The organism is Pseudoalteromonas sp. PB2-1, assembly GCF_045040605.1.
In the GTDB taxonomy this organism is placed as follows: domain Bacteria; phylum Pseudomonadota; class Gammaproteobacteria; order Enterobacterales; family Alteromonadaceae; genus Pseudoalteromonas; species Pseudoalteromonas arabiensis.
In genome coordinates this window covers 3,590,655-3,607,243 of record NZ_CP090667.1, presented here as the reverse complement: position 1 = coordinate 3,607,243, position 16,589 = coordinate 3,590,655, and the positions used below count along the sequence as shown (strand labels likewise).

Here is a 16,589-nt window from a genome sequence, read left to right as displayed (position 1 = left end):
TATTTAGTTTCTATATCGGCCGAAAAATTAATTGGTTGAGTGATTTTTGTACATTGAAAAGCTAATAATATCACCATCATTAGCCTTTAAAGTGAAAGTTGTTCAGAGGAGGAACAATTATTTTATTAATTGCTATTTGGTTTTTCCTTTGGTGGTAGTAAGTTCATTATTGCTAAATAGATCCAACCACCAATTAATGATAAGCCAAAGACAAAGGTGATAAGCCCACTTATCAATTTTGAGCGGTTTTGTTTTTTTGCCAACCTTATAGCTAATATAGCGGGTAAAATAGCCGTAAATATCAGAAGGTAATACCACGTGTTGGCACTAATACTCATATAAGCATCCTTTTAAATTATAAAATTTTATCGAAATCGTCTTAGTCTATATTACAAAAATCGCACGAGATGGCGGACTCTTAGGAATATGTTTGCAATGCAATAAAGCCTGCATCATCTGCAGGCTTTATTGAACTTAAAGTTGGTTGGCTTAGAAAACATACGTGCAAATGTATTTACCAATTCCTTTGGTCACACAAGTTACTCGACCTGTCGAAACGCCAGAGCCAGAAGTGCTATAAAATGATACTCCAGCTCTTTGAGCTGCATTGTAAAAGTCTAAAAACACATCTGCGCCGCCTTTTGCAAAATCATAAGACTCAGCTTTAGTTGTATCAAAATTAGGTTCTACCTTATTAAGATCAACATCGGTACCTCGCTCAAAGTCCCATACAAGCTTACCGTTTATAATACCGAATAGGGAGTAAATTGCACTACTGCCATCGCTAAAGTTAACTGTCATTACGACCTTATCAATTTCAAGAAGTCCAGACATTTTACCGGCAGCAGTAGCGAAATTAGATGCGTCACGGTTAAAGTCTGAATACTTGCTATAGTGAGCCGCCACTTTATTTTGAGTTGAGCTTGAGCCAACTAAGTCCCAAACGCTCCCCGCTATATCAGCAGGAACTTCTTCTGCCACAATCTCTTTTTGAGATTCGACCAGCTTCCTTTTAGCGCTAGATAACGTGTAAAAATTATTTAGAACGCTTTGTTCAACACCATAGTGAGATACTTCAGTAGAGTAAATTGGAATTTGTCGGCCAGGTGTATGACCGCCATTGCCATCAGGCTCACCACCTGTACCTGGTAATGTGCTATAACCGGTTATTTTTTTAGATACTTTAAATTTTTCAATAGTATCAGTTTCAAGGTTCATAACATAAACATCACGCGTTTTATTGACTAAGGCTTTAGACTTTGCTTTAAGTTCAAATTGTTCGTAACCAAAACAAGTTGAGCACTCAGTTTTTAGTGGCTGTTGAGATGCCTGAGATGAAAGGGAAAGAAAGGTTAAGAAAGATGCGAAAATTACTTTTTTCATTTTTTATCCATATAATACTACAAATGAGAAACTGAAAATTAACATGGCGAAAGATGAATTACTACACATTGGGTACAAAATGATACTTAAGGACTGCTTTTTAATTAGTCTTATTATTTTTTCCCTTGCTGTGAGATTCGTGAAGTAAATTAATAATTAAACTCTCTTTATTTTTAACAGGTATGTTATGTATTTGTTTATAGCCAATGCTAAGTCGTGTTTAACATGGGAGTGCTTAAAAAATACAGCAAATAAGAAATTATTGTACATAACTTGGGCTACATTTATCTTGCTGTGACAAGGTACGATTTTATATAAATGACGTTTTTAGATTCTTTTTTATTATTAAATGTTGTAATTGTAATATTTTATAGTTACGTTGTGGGTTAAATGTTAACCAAACAAGGACGTAAATGTGAATAAAATAACAATTCCACTTTCAATTTTATCATTACTAATTACAGCTCAAGTTAATGCTACGGAGCATAACCTCAACTCTGCTGGTGAAGTTGATAAATACATTACGACAGATAAGTTGTCTTCTGGCTTGTCAGCCAAAAAGAAGAGCTTATCTGTATCTAATGCTACAACTGAGCCTCAAGTAGAGAATGCGATAACACCTATTTGCCCAACACTTTCTACAGGAAGCTTGTATACATTGAGTAACTCACAACCAGGTGAGAGTATCTGTTATCACTTTGAGATTACACAGCGCAGTAAAACGACTGCTTTACTTGTTGGTCAATCTACAGAAACGAACGTTAACTTAAGTGTTTTAAAGCACAATGAAGATGATACCTTTACTGCGATAGGCACTTCAGCAAATGCAGGAAACCTAGATGAAGTTGTTTTGGCATTAACTGAGCCAGGCCACTATTACTGGTTTATGGAAGTCATTGAATCCGATGGGACTCCTTTTAACTTCGGTGCAGCTGTCGCTGCTAATCTAGATGACTACGAGTTCAACGATACTCCAGCATTGGCAACGGTGTTACCAGATAAACAAAATGCTATTGTTGGTAACATGGATAGTGTGAATGATATCGACTATTACGACTTTACTGTCGTTAGAGGGCAGGATTTATCAATTAGTTTGTTAGATGAAACATTAAGTGATGAGTTTATTTTTGAGATTAACAACAATGGATGGACGCCATTAGCGGCCAATAACAATTATTTGTTTTCTAATCTCCAAGAAAACCAAAAGTTAAGTATGAGAGTTCGCGCTAATACTGCATTGCCTGCAAACCCGAACAATAGTTATAAGCTAAATATTTCATCCATTGTTAGTTCATTTTCAAACCATGTTATTAAGGGAGAAAATGGTGTAACACGTATCCCATACACGACTCTCAATTACACGGGGCCTTATCTTACAACACAAGCTTACAATAATTTATATTGGTCGCTTGTACTGTTAGATTCCTCTGGTGCTCCAATTGAAGGTGCTGATGCGTATTTCTCATTCCATAAGGACGTTAATAACCTTACTGAGACTTTGACTGTATACAAAGGAACATCTGATGTGAATGGTCAGATTAGTGAGCAAATCAACTTACCGAGCTGTACACCGAATGTAACAGGCATTAGGCATACTGAATATAGTTTAGGCTACAAGAATACTTGGGAGTCTGATGTTGAAGTAGGTCTATGGCGTATAGAAATACCGACAAACAAAGGATTCGATGAACAGGGGGAGCTTGATACTATTGGGATAGGCGGTGATAACGTCCCATATGTCTATTTTGGTCATATTTGTGACCAAGACTTAATTTCTAGCGACCCGTCATAACTAACCATAAGGCCTCGATATCGAGGCCTTTTAATCGTTAGTCTTTATGTTTGGGAGCATTGCTTTCTAACTGCGATAACAGGTTGTCATTTAACTTGAGCCAGTTTGTCTCGTAATTCCACGTTTTCTTAAATGCTTCGTCGCTTCTTGAGCTTTCAAGCATTTGTCTAAAATCAAAAACCTCAGAGAAATTACTTTCATCGACTTCATATTGGCCATAACCACGATACTCAGCACCAATGAACTCTAAATAACTGGACTTAAACTCATTAACCGCAGCGACCAATTCTTTATTATTGTTTAGCTTCTCGTCAAGAAACGCCTTTTCATCGTCACTAATAGAGCCAATTGCTTCTAGCTCACCAGAGCGATTAATAGCAATCCCCCAATTTTGATGCTCCAAGGAAGGTTGCTCTTTTATAATATCAGACATCATTGAATCATAAGGAGACAGCATTTTTTCAACTGCTTTTGGTACACTTCCACCTGGCATGTATAGTTCACCCGTCGCAACAGCAAGCTCATACATTGCTTCATCAACGCTTTTAGATAAATCTATTTCTCTAGATTCCATCACTAGAGGTTTTGGGTAGGTTGGACTCGTCGTCTCGGAAGCTTCCTTATGATAAACGTCATTAGCTAGCTTTTTGAGCTCATTATTAAGCTTATCTTCTCCATGTACTCGCTTTATCTCATGCGCTTTAGAGTTGTTCGATAAAGCATGTTGCATACTATTAGTATCATGTGAATTAACTTTCATACTAGTTCCTTGTGCGTTATTTGTACTATACCATATCGGCAGTGTAGCTATGTTCTTTAATCATTCATAGTAAATGCCGCAGAGTGCTTTATTTGTGTGTACTGAATATTAAAATAAGATAGTCTCGATCTCCTCGCTGGTCTGCTTTTCCTAAAACGCTTTTGCCCCATTTCGTGTTAACGCAAATACTCTAAAGATCGGTTTTGAACGATAACCAAGCATTGAGGCTGGCTTAGGATTAGAGCTAATTGATTGCCAAACAGTGTATCTCGCGCATATATTCAAGAAAATGAGCGATGAGCGTATTTTCTTTTTCTGAATACCTTTAGTGTCAATAAAAATATTATAGTTGGCATTGCATTACGTTATTTGTTAAAAATAGATTTATTAATACATGCGCGTAACATCGGCAGAAAGATGCGCGACGAGCGCACTATAAAATTGTTATACGTTTATCAAGGAATGACTATGAATTTAAGGATATTGATACTTACCCTATTAATTACAGGTTGCTCTGAAGCAACTCCCGAGTTTGAAAAATTAGCTGTAGAAATCTCTCATGAGAAATCTGTTAAATTTGATTCTGGATACTGGCAAGTTGGTGGCAACTTGCAATCAGCAAATGCTATGGCGTGGCAGAAAGCTTCGTTTCAAAATAAAAGAGCAACTTGTAGCGTTTTCCTAGAAGCTTTGATTCAACAAAATAAGCTAAATATTGAAGATTCCTCAGATGAAAATATCAAAAAAATGTCAGAGGAACTTGTATATCTGCTAAATGAACGCTTCAAAATGGTTGGCAACGCTCAAGAAAACGAAGAGTCATTTAAACATTTAAAAGTTAGTAATGAAGCGTTAATAGTAATTAAATCATTAAAGTGGAATAAAAACGTATAACAAGTTACTCAAAAGGACGCAAAACGCTTGGCTTGCGCTCCTTCGTCGCTAATTTTAGCCAAGCATTTTTCGCCTCTTAGTAAGGCGTTACCAAATAAATACTCTAAAACGTTTTTGTCCAAAAACGAGTTAAGCTTGATTCAGTACACAAAGTAATAGAACTTGCCTATCTTGTCATCTTCACTAAAACTTACATAATCTCAGTGATTCATTATTTTCCTTTTTAATAAATACAACTTTACACAAAGTCTATAGCTAGGTTACTAAGTTGTTATTTCAGATCTTGGTCTCTGTATAGAAAATGAGATAGAGCTAATAGTATTGCAACACACTTAGACTCTAGCTATGCTGAAATTCTAATCAGTTATAGCGGTATATTATGTCTAGGAAGGTTGGCCATACTGAGGTGCAGTATCGTAAGTGGATTAAAGAAGGACGCGGTACAGGCGAGCAACAGGATTACAAGCCTTGGTTGACGGTTTACGATGCGCCATCCGACGGTCGTGTACATCGAGTTTTTGGTTATAAGTCTAAGCGAACCCATCATTTATTATCTGATCTTGAACTATCCTTGTTCTATTTGCTCGAGTGGAGGCTGGATGTGCTGCAAGTTAAAGAGCAGTTTCCGCTTGAACGTGAAATAACGTTAGAACTTGCCGAATCAGCAGGTATCAAACATCCAAGTGTTCGGGGTGTAGACCAATATCTTTCAAGTGACTTTCTTGTAGAAACTACTTCGCGAGATCTACCCTACTTCGCACTACAAGCAAAATATGTCAGTTCATTTGAAGAGCAGCGAAAGATAGAAATACTTGAGCTTGAGAAGCGTTTTTGGCAGACAAAGCAGATCCCTTGGCAAATAGTCACAGAGCAAGAGATACCAAAAGTGGTTAAAGCGAATGTTGAATGGATTTATCCAATGCAAGGTGAGCATAAAGCAGTATCTGAACCTGCTATTGAGCAAGCCAGATTCTATGCTGATTACTTTGTAAAACACCCTACTAAAACCCTTATTAACGCTTGCAAAGAGATAGATACCGCCTATGGACTAGACTTAGGAGAGTCGCTGTTTGAAATAAGAGCTTTGCTGGCTGACCGCTATTTCACATTTGATATTTTTACGCCTGTTCAAAAGCTGCAAGTTGGCCATCTTAAGTTAGGTGATGTTGAACAAATTCAGGAGGTGTTTCGTGTTTCAAATAAATGAAGTATTGCAATATGAACAAACCTTGTATCGAATTTTAATGGTACTTGACTATTACGTGCTTTGGATAAAAGTGCACGACGACAAAGCCTTTCCTGAACTTGTTGGAATAACTGAGTTAGAGCAAGGTTTTCAAGATGAAGTGCTCAAACGTGCCGCCGACCCATATAGTGACATTGCTACCGTCATACCAGAAGCGGGTTCTAACGCTCAGTTAAAACGTGATGAAAACTATGCTGCAATCAAACCATTGATAGATCTTGAAGATTGCTACGTACCGAAAGCGCGTGGTAAAGCGGTTAACCAAATAGTGGCTGATACAGGTAAAACCAAACAGTCTATTTATCGTTTTGCTCGTAGATACTGGCAGCGTGGCCAGATCCCCAATGCGCTATTACCTGATTATAAAAACTCAGGAGCCAAGGGCCAAAAGCGTCAAGCTACAACAAAGTTAGGGCGGCCTCGCAAGTATACGCCAGGCACAGGCGCTTTAATTGATGACTTAACTGAAAAACTATTTCGTATTGCTATTGAGCGATATGTACTGACTGATAAAGGCAAATCATTCAGATACGCGCATAACCGCCTTAAAGATATTTACGTACAGTATTTCCCTGACTTACCAGAAGAGGAGCTGCCAACACTCAGGCAAATGGAGTATTTCTACAAGCGAGAATATCGCCAAGTAGACAAAATTGAAGCGCAGGCTGGTGAGATAAAACGAAAGAAAGATATTCGACCACTAATAAGTACAGCCGCCGCAGATGTTTTGGGCCCAGGTATGCGTTATGAAATTGACGCCACAATTGCAGATATTTATTTAGTCTCTGGCTCCCAAAGAAGCAATATTGTTGGTCGCCCAGTGATTTATATGGTTATTGATGTATTTAGTCGTATGGTAGCTGGGTTCTATATTGGTTTTGAAAACCCTTCTTATGCTGCGGCCATTCAAGCAATACATATGGCTACTGCTGATAAATCAGAGTACTGCCGTCAGTTTGGTTTTGACGTAACCCCAGAACAGTGGCCGAGTATTGGTTTACCTTCAGCATTGTTGGCTGACAGAGGTGAGTTAATGGGTCATCAAATAGAATGTCTTGAAAAGGGCTTTGGTGTGCGCGTTGAAAATACCCCTCCGTTTAGAAGCGAAGCAAAAGGGGTTGTCGAACGAGCCTTTCGCACATTCCAACAAGCATTTAAACCGTTTGCGCCTGGTGTGGTCACTGGTACTAAAATCAAAAAGCAAGGCGACAGGGATTATCGCTTAGATGCCAAGCTTACGATCCAAGAGTTTACAGAAATCATATTAGCTTCAGTACTTTATCATAACCAATATCACGTGATTAAAGATTACGATAAAGCCGCTGATATGCCAACAGATTTACCAAACAACCCGTTAGCGATATGGAATTGGGGTTTGCAGCATCGCACTGGTCGGTTGAAAAAGCCTGCAGCTGAGCATCTTCGTGTGGCATTGATGCCAAGAACTCGGGCGACGATATCTGATTCGGGGGCTTGCATATTTGGAGTGTATTACACCAGCTCAGAGCTTTTAAAGTTGGGCTGGATGCATCGAGGTAAGGAAGTGAAGCGCCCTAAAAGTGTAGAAGTTGCCTATGACTTAGCAACAGCAGACTACATCTACATATATCACGGCCCTAACAGCAATGACTATTTTGTGTGTCAGTTAGCCACACGTTCACGACAGTTTTCAGGCGCAAGCTTTTGGGATGTGTGGCAGCAAAATGATGAGTTAAAACAGACGCATGCTGATGCAAAATTGGTTGCTGATGAGCAAAAGCGAGCCTTGGAGCGACAAGTGATAGAGGTGGTAAAGCAAGCAGAGAAGGCCGCACCAAAACACATTGGTTTGTCGGATGCAGCACGTATTCGCAATATTCGTGACAACCGAGCAGAAGAAAAAGGCAAAGAGCGTAAAGAACGAGCCTATAAACCTGTGGAGATCAACACCAGTAAATCAGCCCAAGTGCATTATCTTTCTGAGCCCGATGACGATTTGGACTTTCCTGACTTTTCAGATCAGTTGTTTAAGGAGGATGACGACGCATGACTTTACCCTTTAACATCTTCCGTGCGGTATATCAGGAATCTGAGATCGAGCGTTATAAAGGCAATCCGTTTATTGAAGCGCTGCCCAGGGTGAGTAAAGTAGAAGAGCTGAAAACTAAGCTGGAGGGCAAAGTAAAATACAACCCCGCGGCAGGATATTTAGACGCCAGAGAACGTGCTCATGAGTTATGTGGTTTGCTTGACGACTTCTTTCAACCTTTGTCGATGCATGTGGCTCTTGAGGAAAAAATAGCGCTGATGATCCGCGGCGGCTATGTTGCCAGAAACATTGCAACTGGTCAGCTACAGCAACACTTACAAAACGGGTACGAACGTTTGATGACGGGAAATATAAGTAGCTTTCGTTTTGCTGAAGCTCCTTCTACGGCACGTTGCTTATCACTTATCGGTTGCTCTGGATGCGGTAAAAGCTCCAGTGTGCTGCGAATATTGGCCACCTATCCACAAGCTATTTATCACGAAAAATATAATACTTACCAGCTCACTTATTTACGTATCGAGTGCCCAGTGGATGGGTCATTAAAAAGCTTATGTTTAAACTTCTTTCAAGAGGTAGATAAACATCTTAATACTGATCTCACTGAAAGGTATGGGCGCAAACGTCATAGTACTGAGGTGCTACTTTCATTCATGGGGCAAGTCGCCAACCAATACGCTATTGGCGTGTTAGTGATTGATGAAATACAACGTTTAGGCCGCAAACAAAAAGAAGGGCAAGAGCGTATGCTCGAGTTCTTTGTGGCTTTGGTGAATATTATTGGTGTGCCGGTGATTTTGGTTGGTACCCCTAAAGCAAGGCCGATATTTGAGCTTGAATTGCAATCAGCAAGGCGCAGTACTGGCATAGGCTCTATGGTGTGGGAGCCCCTGCCACAACACAAAAATAGAATAGACAAAGTAACGGGTAAGCCAAAGTCCACAGAATGGCGATTGTTGACTGGCAAGCTTTGGCAGTACCAGTGGCTTATTCACCGCGATGAACCGCTCACCGAAGAGATCCGCAATACTTGGTTCGAGCTGTCTCAAGGTGTGTTAGATATTGTGGTTAAGCTATTTGTGCTTGCACAACTACGCGCTATTATTACTGGCGTTGAACGACTATCTTCAAAACTATTTGTAAAGGTATATGAGTCTGAATTGCAGCCGATTCATCCCATGATTGAAGCGCTCAAGTCTGGTAAAGCACGGAGCATCGCCAAATATTCAGACTTACAATACAAAGAGATTGATAAGCGGTTGTTGGAGCTCAGCCAGCAGATCTCTGAAGTTGCCGCTGCTAAGTCAGACACATTCCCTTTTGCGAGCGACTCAGAAGCCATGAGGCTTTATAACCTTTTGCTAGGCATGGGGTGTGAATCAGAGTTATTGGTACCATTAGTGCAAAAAGCCATTAAAGATCATCCAAACCTACAGGTAAGAGGGCTTATTCCACTCGTTCTTGAGTGGTATGAGCAAATGCCAGACGAAGTGGAGGAACCAAAAGAAAAGCCGGTACTCATCAAACTCAAGGACTGGCATACATTGCCTAATGACGATTTACGTTTTGGCTATTCTCAACATAAAAAGCAATCGAATGAGCTTTACCAATACTACAAACAACAAGGAAAGATTTTTGATATGACCGCTTGGCTTAAACAAAGCGTGTAACATGGCCTGTTTACCCGTACCTTACCCTGATGAGCTGCTGTATAGCGTAATCGCAAGGTATGGCGTGTATGCAGGTATAACCTCACCTAAACAACTGCTTGATGAGGTATTCCAAAATCGTAAGATAATTGCCTCTGTGGCCTTTCAAGGGCATTTATCGCAGATCTCCGCTCATTATCAAGGTAACGCTGATTTAACACCATACAAGCTGTTACAGGGGCATACACTTTTTCCGTTGTACTCACCTTTTGTGCATCCCAATATTACAGCTCAAGCTAAACATGAGCTACTCACTGATTGCAGGCACTCGGCAGAAGTGCAGCTAGGTAAAGCAGCATCCAAAGTTAAAAGCCCCCACTACCTGCGTTACTGCCCTTTCTGTGTTACAGCGCAAATTGAGCAATATGGAGAACCTTTTTGGACACGGCGTTGGCAACTGCCTAGCTTATCAGTATGTGCAGAGCATGGCGCGCAGCTGATAAACAGTCCTATTTTGATCAGCGAAGCGCATAGGCACCAGTTTACTGCACTTAGCCCAAATGTACTTTTACATTCAACTCCAAATTTAACAAACAGTAAAATCACGATGATAACGGCGTATGCTCAGCAGTTACTTAACTTGGCTGAATGCCTAATACATCCAGCGCAATGGAGCTATTTTTATCAAGATTTGGCGTATCAGCTAGGGTTTGTTAGGGGTAAACACGTATTACATGAGTTGATTACAAACTTGGTGTTAGGATATTGGGGGAGCCATACCCTAAGCAGCTTTGGGATCGCTGTAAGCAAGGAAGATACTAATTGGTTGACGTGTTTGTTTAGAAAACACAGAAAATCATTTAGCTACCTTCAGCACCTATTGGTATGGCAAGCGTGTTTTGAACAACAGTTGGATATAGCGAGTATACTCAGTACTGCTTCAGCATTACCTCTTACGCCTTTCGGTTATGTACCCATGTGTATAGAGCCCGTGGTTGTTGACCTAACTCGTCACAGAAAGTGGCAATGTGCAGTGGCTAAATTTGGCGTTCAAGGGGCTAGGGATAAAGGCTTTGCGGGTTTATACACGTGGTTATATCGGCACGATAATACTTGGCTAATGCAATTTAACCAAAACTTAGCAAAGGCAAAAGTTGTTAAAATTAATAAAGCTGATTGGTCAATAAGAGATAAACGGTATGCTAGGCAATTAATATTTCTCAGGAACAAGCTTGAAATGCAGCTAAATGTTGAACGTAATACTATATCGTGGTTTTGTGTTCACGCAAATATTCCTTTGTCTCAGATCAAACACTTGGAAAAGTTACCTTTATGTAAATTGTTTTTTAATAAATATTGTGAAACTATAGAGGAATACCAATGCCGTCGTATCGCTGTGGCATGTATTCGTTGTATTGCAAAACATCAAATACTCAGAACTTGGCGAATTGAACGCATGGCAGGGCTAAACGAGAAAAGGACCCGACCACTCGCGTCGCAATTGCTAGGATTTGCAGCAAAGTATGAACCAAGTTGATCGATTTAAAACGCTACCAGATAACGCCAGAATACAGGCGTTGGGTAATCTGTTTAAATATAACGACAGAAAAACGTGGGATATTGGTGTTCGGATTGAAAACTCCACTCGCAAATCGCTTAAGTTTAGTCAACTCCCCTATTTAAGTCGACAAGTCGTACTAAACCAAACGGCTGCCGCAATACCTCTGGGCTTTCCAATTGAATTTAGCTTACCCGATCGTGCATTTTGGCAAACAACTACGATAAAAGACTGCGGTTTAGTTAAATTTAAAGCTAGTGATGAGCAATTTCAAAAATGCTTTGTATTTGAAAGTGCGGGCAAAACGATATACCTACCTCAGCTTGAATTGGCCAGAGCTTTATTCTTTACGAACAACTATCTTGCAAATGCTGCATTAGTTAATAATGCACTCGACTATGAATTTTACGTTGACAGCAAGCCCATTAACGATGATAAAGATTTCCCTCTTGATTTAGTAATCAACGCATTACCAACAACATTATGTCCAAAAGTATTGTTTGATAATGAAGGGTTCAAACATCAAATAGCTTGGATATTGTTAAATAGTGATATTAAAAACTCGTTTAACAGTATTTATCAGCACTTTGCTCAAGAGCTAATTTCAGCACCTAATTTACAGCGGTGGACTTTTCGATTCGATCCTCCTCAGCTTGAGAGCGTAAAAGTAGCTGCAAGAGGTTGGAAGTCACCCGATGAAAACACATGGTTTATCAATCGCATAGAATTATTGGATGGTTTGTTCTTCCCTGATATTGCGGATATAGGCTATTCACACCCAAGCTCAACGGAAAACAAGTCAGGCTCGGGTAAAGGGAAAAGCGGTACCTACCCACAGTTACCTACACAGCGGGAAATAAGCGAAGAAAGTGATGGCAGCGAAGATAACGAGTCCGCGTTGATATTCTGTGATGTGACACAGCGCATATACAACCGAGTCCCTCGCACCCGTAAAGTCTTTGCTAAACCTAGAAAAAACCCAGGTGGTAAAGAAGACGAAGACAAATCTAGCACCTTGCCATCTGACGTAAGCACCGATGACCCAAGCTCTCGAGGTGATACACCTAGGGCAGCCATCGATGGTTTAGATGACTTAACTGACAACGCTCACTTATATATCAATAAATTTGATAGTTTTTTCAAAATGTTAGAAATACTAGAAAAAGAGCATGCTATTAAACAAAGTAAGGCAATTATTCGTAAACTGCCAGCCGTTGGTCGTAGTAGAAGCCATTTAATGGCTGACAGGTCACCTAGATGTATGGCAATTGTAAGAATAGAATATCAAAACGAAGGTTATTACTTATTAGAGGTGGATACCTCTGATGGCAGAGCTTCCATTGCCACTAAAGTCATTTCAGCTCGAGCATTAGCATTAAAAGGCCAATTGCGAGATTTTATATCGGAGATAGATCAAGGTTTGCTTAGTAACCAATTTAGCTGGCCAAAGACATACTTTGATGTGCTGGTTGGTGAAGGCAGTCACAAGAGTGTGTCGCATCAGCCTTCAAAAGACAAAGGGAAGCTGACTGAGGAAAAGATCGAAAGATGGGCTGAGCGATTGGTTGGGGAGCTAGGTTAAAGAGTTTTCCATTAAACTAACTCTATTCGTTAAGTATCGAAAACTTCAAAGCCATTTCTATTAGGGCATCTATGCTAGTAAGGATAGTTATTGTGGCCCAAACTTTATTCTGGAAGAAGTAATAAGAGGTTCGTAATTGTAAGCTGCCGGATTGTCCTAGAAATTAACTTTTTGAACTTATGAGTAGAATGCATAAATATCGCTATGAGCTTAATAATAATATGTGAAATTGAAGGTTGTTAGGTTTTTTTTGGTTTCTAGTCATCACGAATGTCCTTTATGTATGGTGGATTGTGGTGTATATTGACTAGTTATGTATTTTTGGTAATTTTTAGTCATTATGGTTGGTGAAATAGATATTGTTGCTTTGTCGAAATTAGCTCTTTCTGGGAAAGAGGCTGATATTAGGCTTTATTTGGCAAAAGCTGTTAAGAAATTAAGAGCAACAGACCTTGAAACAAGTAAAAAAATAGAAGAGTTATTAAAGGATAACCCAACTCGATCTAGAGATGTATTACGTAAATCTATGCCAGAAAGTGACGCTGACAGAGTTTTAGAACCGTCAATGGATAGTGCAATACCTTTATTGAAATCTCAAAAAATGTATGAATCTCAAGTTGATGAGCCAATATTTGAACAGTCAATTGAGGATTCGCTTAAACAGGTTCTTAATGAGAGGCGCAATTCTGAGAAGTTATCTCGATTTGGGCTAAGACCCTGTAGCTCTTTGATATTTCAGGGTCCTCCAGGTGTAGGGAAAACTCTAACAGCAAGCTGGTTAGCTTCAATGTTGAAACTTCCATTCTATACGTTGGACCTTACGGCCGTTATGAGCAGTTATTTGGGTAAGACCGGTAGCAATCTCAGATCAGTGATCGATTTTGCGAAATCACACCCTTGTGTTTTGTTACTCGATGAAATTGACGCCATAGCGAAAAAGAGAAGCGATGAAGCGGATGTAGGCGAATTGAAGAGACTGGTAACGGTAATGCTTCAAGAACTTGAAGATTGGCCTAGTGCGGGTTTGTTAGTAGCGGCAACAAACCACCCTGAGCTTGTGGATCCTGCGTTGTGGAGGAGGTTTGATTTTGTAATTAATTTTAACAATCCTTCTGAAGCGCAAACGGAATCAGCAATTAGAAGTTTCTTGGATAAAGATCTGAAATACTTTCAAAAGTGGCTGCCTTTGTGTGTTCAAGCTTTAAAAGGTACTTCTTATAGCAATATCAAAAAGACGATTGAGAAATTAAGAAAAACTAGGGTATTGACCCCAGAGTTTTTTGAGAAGTCGTTAATGCAGGCCCTCTTTTGCAATTTGGAAGACATGACAAGGCCTGAGCGTATTGAACTAGCTGTAAAACTGGTGTCAGATTTTAATGTATCTCAAGTTAAGTCGTCTGAGCTTACAGGGGTAAGTAGGGACACGATTAGAAAGAAATTAAAGGAAAAATTAATTTAAGAGGTTAAGTTTATGGCTAACAATAAAAACTATTTGATAGGGAAAGCTGAGGTTTTGACTGAGTTAACGCCTCCTCCAAAAATGAAGCCAGACCCTAGTGGATTATACTCGATAGATGAGGTAATTAAGCGACTTGCTCCTCAAATAAAGCAGGCCGTTAGCCATGTAAACAACCTTTCAGATGAAGCTTGTCCCCGTGATTATGCTGTAACCAAGGTTACATTACATCCTTCATATATTTCTAAAGGACATTTTCCTAAAAAACTGCTTAGGGAAATGGGGGGTCGATCAATTGGAAGTAAAGCTACAACGGTTAAACCCGATAGATGGACACGCAAGGGAGAGCCTGAAGAATCTCCAACTACCAGCATTTTTGTTGCAGGGAAAAGAGCACAATTAGAGGATTTTGCGAGCGAAGTAGAGCATTACAAGCATAGCACTCTGGGAGCTGACGATCTGTCCAGAATTTGGAGTTTTGAAATTGTAGAACCAAGTGAAAAAATTAAACCTGGAACAGGTACTGAGCTTGAAGGTCATTTTGAAGTAGGTTTACAGCTGATACCTGGAACTTCATCTGATTTTATAAAGACTTCATTCTTACAATACGCGAGTAAACTAGGGTTCATCGTAGCAAGAGATTTAGCTGTAACAGTTTCAAATATATGGTTTTTGCCTATTTCAGGCGAAAGAGAAAATTTAGTACATCTTGCAAAGCATTCTTTTGTTAGAGTCCTAAGACCAATTCCAAGGTTAAGAACTTATGTTCCATCGGTGAGATCATCAGGGATCACAGCCACAGCAGAGCTCCCTGCCGACCCTCCTGTAGCGAATGATGTTCGAGTAGCAATATTAGATGGGGGGTTACCTGAAAATTCAATACTTAATCCATGGGTACACAGATACATAAAATCGGATCCAAATTCAAATGACTATGTAACTGGGGTTGAGCATGGGCAAAGTGTTACGTCGGCTTTCTTATTTGGGCCTTTAACTCCTGGGATGCAGGCTGCAACACCATTCTCGTTTGTTGATCACCACCGAGTGATAGACTCTTCAATTGAAAGTGATGATCCATATGAACTTTACAGGGTATTAGGGCATATCGAAGATATTTTGCTTTCGAGGCAGTATGAATTTATTAATCTTAGTTTAGGTCCCAGCCTGCCTATTGATGATGATGAAATCCATTCGTGGACATCTTTGATTGATGAATACTTAGCAGATGGAGAGACTTTCATGGCGGTTGCTGTCGGCAATAACGGCGATGCTAGTAGTGAGTTTCAGCTTAATAGAGTTCAGGTCCCTTCCGATAGTGTTAATGCTATTGCAGTAGGTTCAGCTTGTTCAACGAGAGATACTTGGGGAAGAGCTTCATATAGCGCCGTTGGTCCTGGTAGAGCTCCTGGGAGGGTTAAACCGGATATCCTTGCATTTGGAGGTTCACATAATGAGTATTTCCATGTGTTCGATAATTCAGGTAACACTGATGTTATTCCTGTTCAAGGTACGAGTTTTGCCTCGCCGTATCTTTTGAGAAAGGCCTCTGGAATAAGAGCTTTGATGGGTCACAGTGTTTCTGCGATGGCGATTAAAGCTTTATTAATAAATGCAGCCCAAGCTAAGAACTATACGGAAACTGAGGTAGGTTGGGGGAAAGTACCAGATAATATTGAGTCCTTAGTTGAGTCGCCTGAGGGGGTTGCGAGAATTCTATACCAAGGAGAGTTGTTACCAGGTAAATACTTGAAAGTACCTTTACCAATGCCAGATACAGGTATTATCGGTAAGGTAAATATTAGAGCGACTTGTTGCTTTTCTACTCAAGTTGATCCACAAGACTCTTCAATGTACACAAAGGCTGGTGTGGAGATTAGCTGGTGCCCCAAAGAAGGTAAGTCGAAAGAGTCTTTCTTTAAGCAACAAAAAAGGGCTACTGAAGCTGAGCTGAGACGTGATGCCGCAAAATGGGAAACTGCATTGCACGCTAACCTAAATAAGACCGGTAGAGGCCTATATAAACCTTATTTTGAGCTCCATTACATGGCTAGAGATGGCGGCGGTACGATTAGCGGTACGAAGGCTCCAACAATAAAGTACGCCTTCGTAATTACTCTAAATGCTCCGAAACATAAAGATATTTTTAATGACATTCTTAAGGCTTACAATAATGTTTTAACAGAAATAAAGCCTAGAGTAACGATTCCACAACAGATTAGAGTGTAATGATTGGAGTTAATTTT

Annotated in this window: 12 protein-coding genes; 9 read left to right on the top strand and 3 right to left on the bottom strand. The window is 39.9% G+C overall.

All coding sequences use genetic code 11. The annotated features are described in order from the left end of the window. Positions 1–125: 125 nt before the first annotated feature. Together L0Z67_RS16810 and L0Z67_RS16805 are read right to left on the bottom strand one after the other, a co-directional pair. Positions 126–338, bottom strand: a complete 213-nt coding sequence (locus tag L0Z67_RS16810; RefSeq protein ID WP_405128305.1) for a hypothetical protein — start codon at positions 336–338, stop codon at positions 126–128. A 151-nt stretch (positions 339–489) separates the two neighbouring features. Next, entirely contained in the window at positions 490–1,383 is an 894-nt protein-coding gene (locus L0Z67_RS16805) for a hypothetical protein (protein ID WP_405128304.1), read from the bottom strand. A 415-nt stretch (positions 1,384–1,798) separates the two neighbouring features. Here L0Z67_RS16805 and L0Z67_RS16800 point away from each other — a divergent pair, with 415 nt between their 5' ends. Then, positions 1,799–3,175, top strand: a complete 1,377-nt coding sequence (locus tag L0Z67_RS16800; protein WP_405128303.1) for a hypothetical protein — start codon at positions 1,799–1,801, stop codon at positions 3,173–3,175. Positions 3,176–3,212: 37 nt separating this feature from the next. Here L0Z67_RS16800 and L0Z67_RS16795 read toward each other — a convergent pair whose 3' ends face one another. Continuing rightward, positions 3,213–3,935, bottom strand: a complete 723-nt coding sequence (locus L0Z67_RS16795; RefSeq protein WP_405128302.1) for a hypothetical protein — start codon at positions 3,933–3,935, stop codon at positions 3,213–3,215. Positions 3,936–4,403: 468 nt separating this feature from the next. Here L0Z67_RS16795 and L0Z67_RS16790 point away from each other — a divergent pair, with 468 nt between their 5' ends. From L0Z67_RS16790 to L0Z67_RS16755, 8 genes are all read left to right on the top strand, one after another. Next, on the top strand, positions 4,404–4,829 hold the full coding sequence (locus L0Z67_RS16790; protein WP_405128301.1) for a hypothetical protein: 426 nt from the start codon (positions 4,404–4,406) through the stop codon (positions 4,827–4,829). Positions 4,830–5,208: 379 nt separating this feature from the next. After that, positions 5,209–6,036: a TnsA endonuclease C-terminal domain-containing protein gene (locus tag L0Z67_RS16785; RefSeq protein ID WP_405128300.1), complete on the top strand. Its 828-nt coding sequence runs from the start codon at positions 5,209–5,211 to the stop codon at positions 6,034–6,036. Continuing rightward, entirely contained in the window at positions 6,020–8,104 is a 2,085-nt protein-coding gene (locus L0Z67_RS16780; RefSeq protein WP_405128299.1) for a Mu transposase C-terminal domain-containing protein, read from the top strand. Before L0Z67_RS16785 ends, L0Z67_RS16780 begins: the two co-directional genes overlap by 17 nt. Continuing rightward, on the top strand, positions 8,101–9,771 hold the full coding sequence (locus L0Z67_RS16775; RefSeq protein WP_405128298.1) for an AAA family ATPase: 1,671 nt from the start codon (positions 8,101–8,103) through the stop codon (positions 9,769–9,771). The genes L0Z67_RS16780 and L0Z67_RS16775 overlap by 4 nt, the downstream gene beginning before the upstream one ends. A 1-nt stretch (position 9,772) precedes the next feature. Then, entirely contained in the window at positions 9,773–11,287 is a 1,515-nt protein-coding gene (locus L0Z67_RS16770) for a TnsD family Tn7-like transposition protein (RefSeq protein WP_405128297.1), read from the top strand. Continuing rightward, entirely contained in the window at positions 11,274–12,890 is a 1,617-nt protein-coding gene (locus L0Z67_RS16765; RefSeq protein ID WP_405128296.1) for a Tn7-like element transposition protein TnsE, read from the top strand. The genes L0Z67_RS16770 and L0Z67_RS16765 overlap by 14 nt, the downstream gene beginning before the upstream one ends. A 340-nt stretch (positions 12,891–13,230) precedes the next feature. Next, a complete protein-coding gene (locus L0Z67_RS16760) occupies positions 13,231–14,349 on the top strand; it encodes an AAA family ATPase (RefSeq protein ID WP_405128295.1) in 1,119 nt (372 codons plus the stop codon). Positions 14,350–14,361: 12 nt separating this feature from the next. Then, a complete protein-coding gene (locus tag L0Z67_RS16755) occupies positions 14,362–16,572 on the top strand; it encodes a S8 family peptidase (RefSeq protein WP_405128294.1) in 2,211 nt (736 codons plus the stop codon). Positions 16,573–16,589: the final 17 nt, after the last annotated feature.

Bases quoted from the DNA above. Each gene is read 5' to 3' on its own strand.
- L0Z67_RS16810 (WP_405128305.1), bottom strand. From the start codon at position 338: ATGAGTATTAGTGCCAACACGTGGTATTACCTTCTGATATTTACGGCT.
- L0Z67_RS16805 (WP_405128304.1), bottom strand. From the start codon at position 1,383: ATGAAAAAAGTAATTTTCGCATCTTTCTTAACCTTTCTTTCCCTTTCA.
- L0Z67_RS16795 (WP_405128302.1), bottom strand. From the start codon at position 3,935: ATGAAAGTTAATTCACATGATACTAATAGTATGCAACATGCTTTATCG.
- L0Z67_RS16790 (WP_405128301.1), top strand. From the start codon at position 4,404: ATGAATTTAAGGATATTGATACTTACCCTATTAATTACAGGTTGCTCT.
- L0Z67_RS16785 (WP_405128300.1), top strand. From the start codon at position 5,209: ATGTCTAGGAAGGTTGGCCATACTGAGGTGCAGTATCGTAAGTGGATT.
- L0Z67_RS16775 (WP_405128298.1), top strand. From the start codon at position 8,101: ATGACTTTACCCTTTAACATCTTCCGTGCGGTATATCAGGAATCTGAG.
- L0Z67_RS16770 (WP_405128297.1), top strand. From the start codon at position 9,773: ATGGCCTGTTTACCCGTACCTTACCCTGATGAGCTGCTGTATAGCGTA.
- L0Z67_RS16765 (WP_405128296.1), top strand. From the start codon at position 11,274: ATGAACCAAGTTGATCGATTTAAAACGCTACCAGATAACGCCAGAATA.
- L0Z67_RS16760 (WP_405128295.1), top strand. From the start codon at position 13,231: ATGGTTGGTGAAATAGATATTGTTGCTTTGTCGAAATTAGCTCTTTCT.
- L0Z67_RS16755 (WP_405128294.1), top strand. From the start codon at position 14,362: ATGGCTAACAATAAAAACTATTTGATAGGGAAAGCTGAGGTTTTGACT.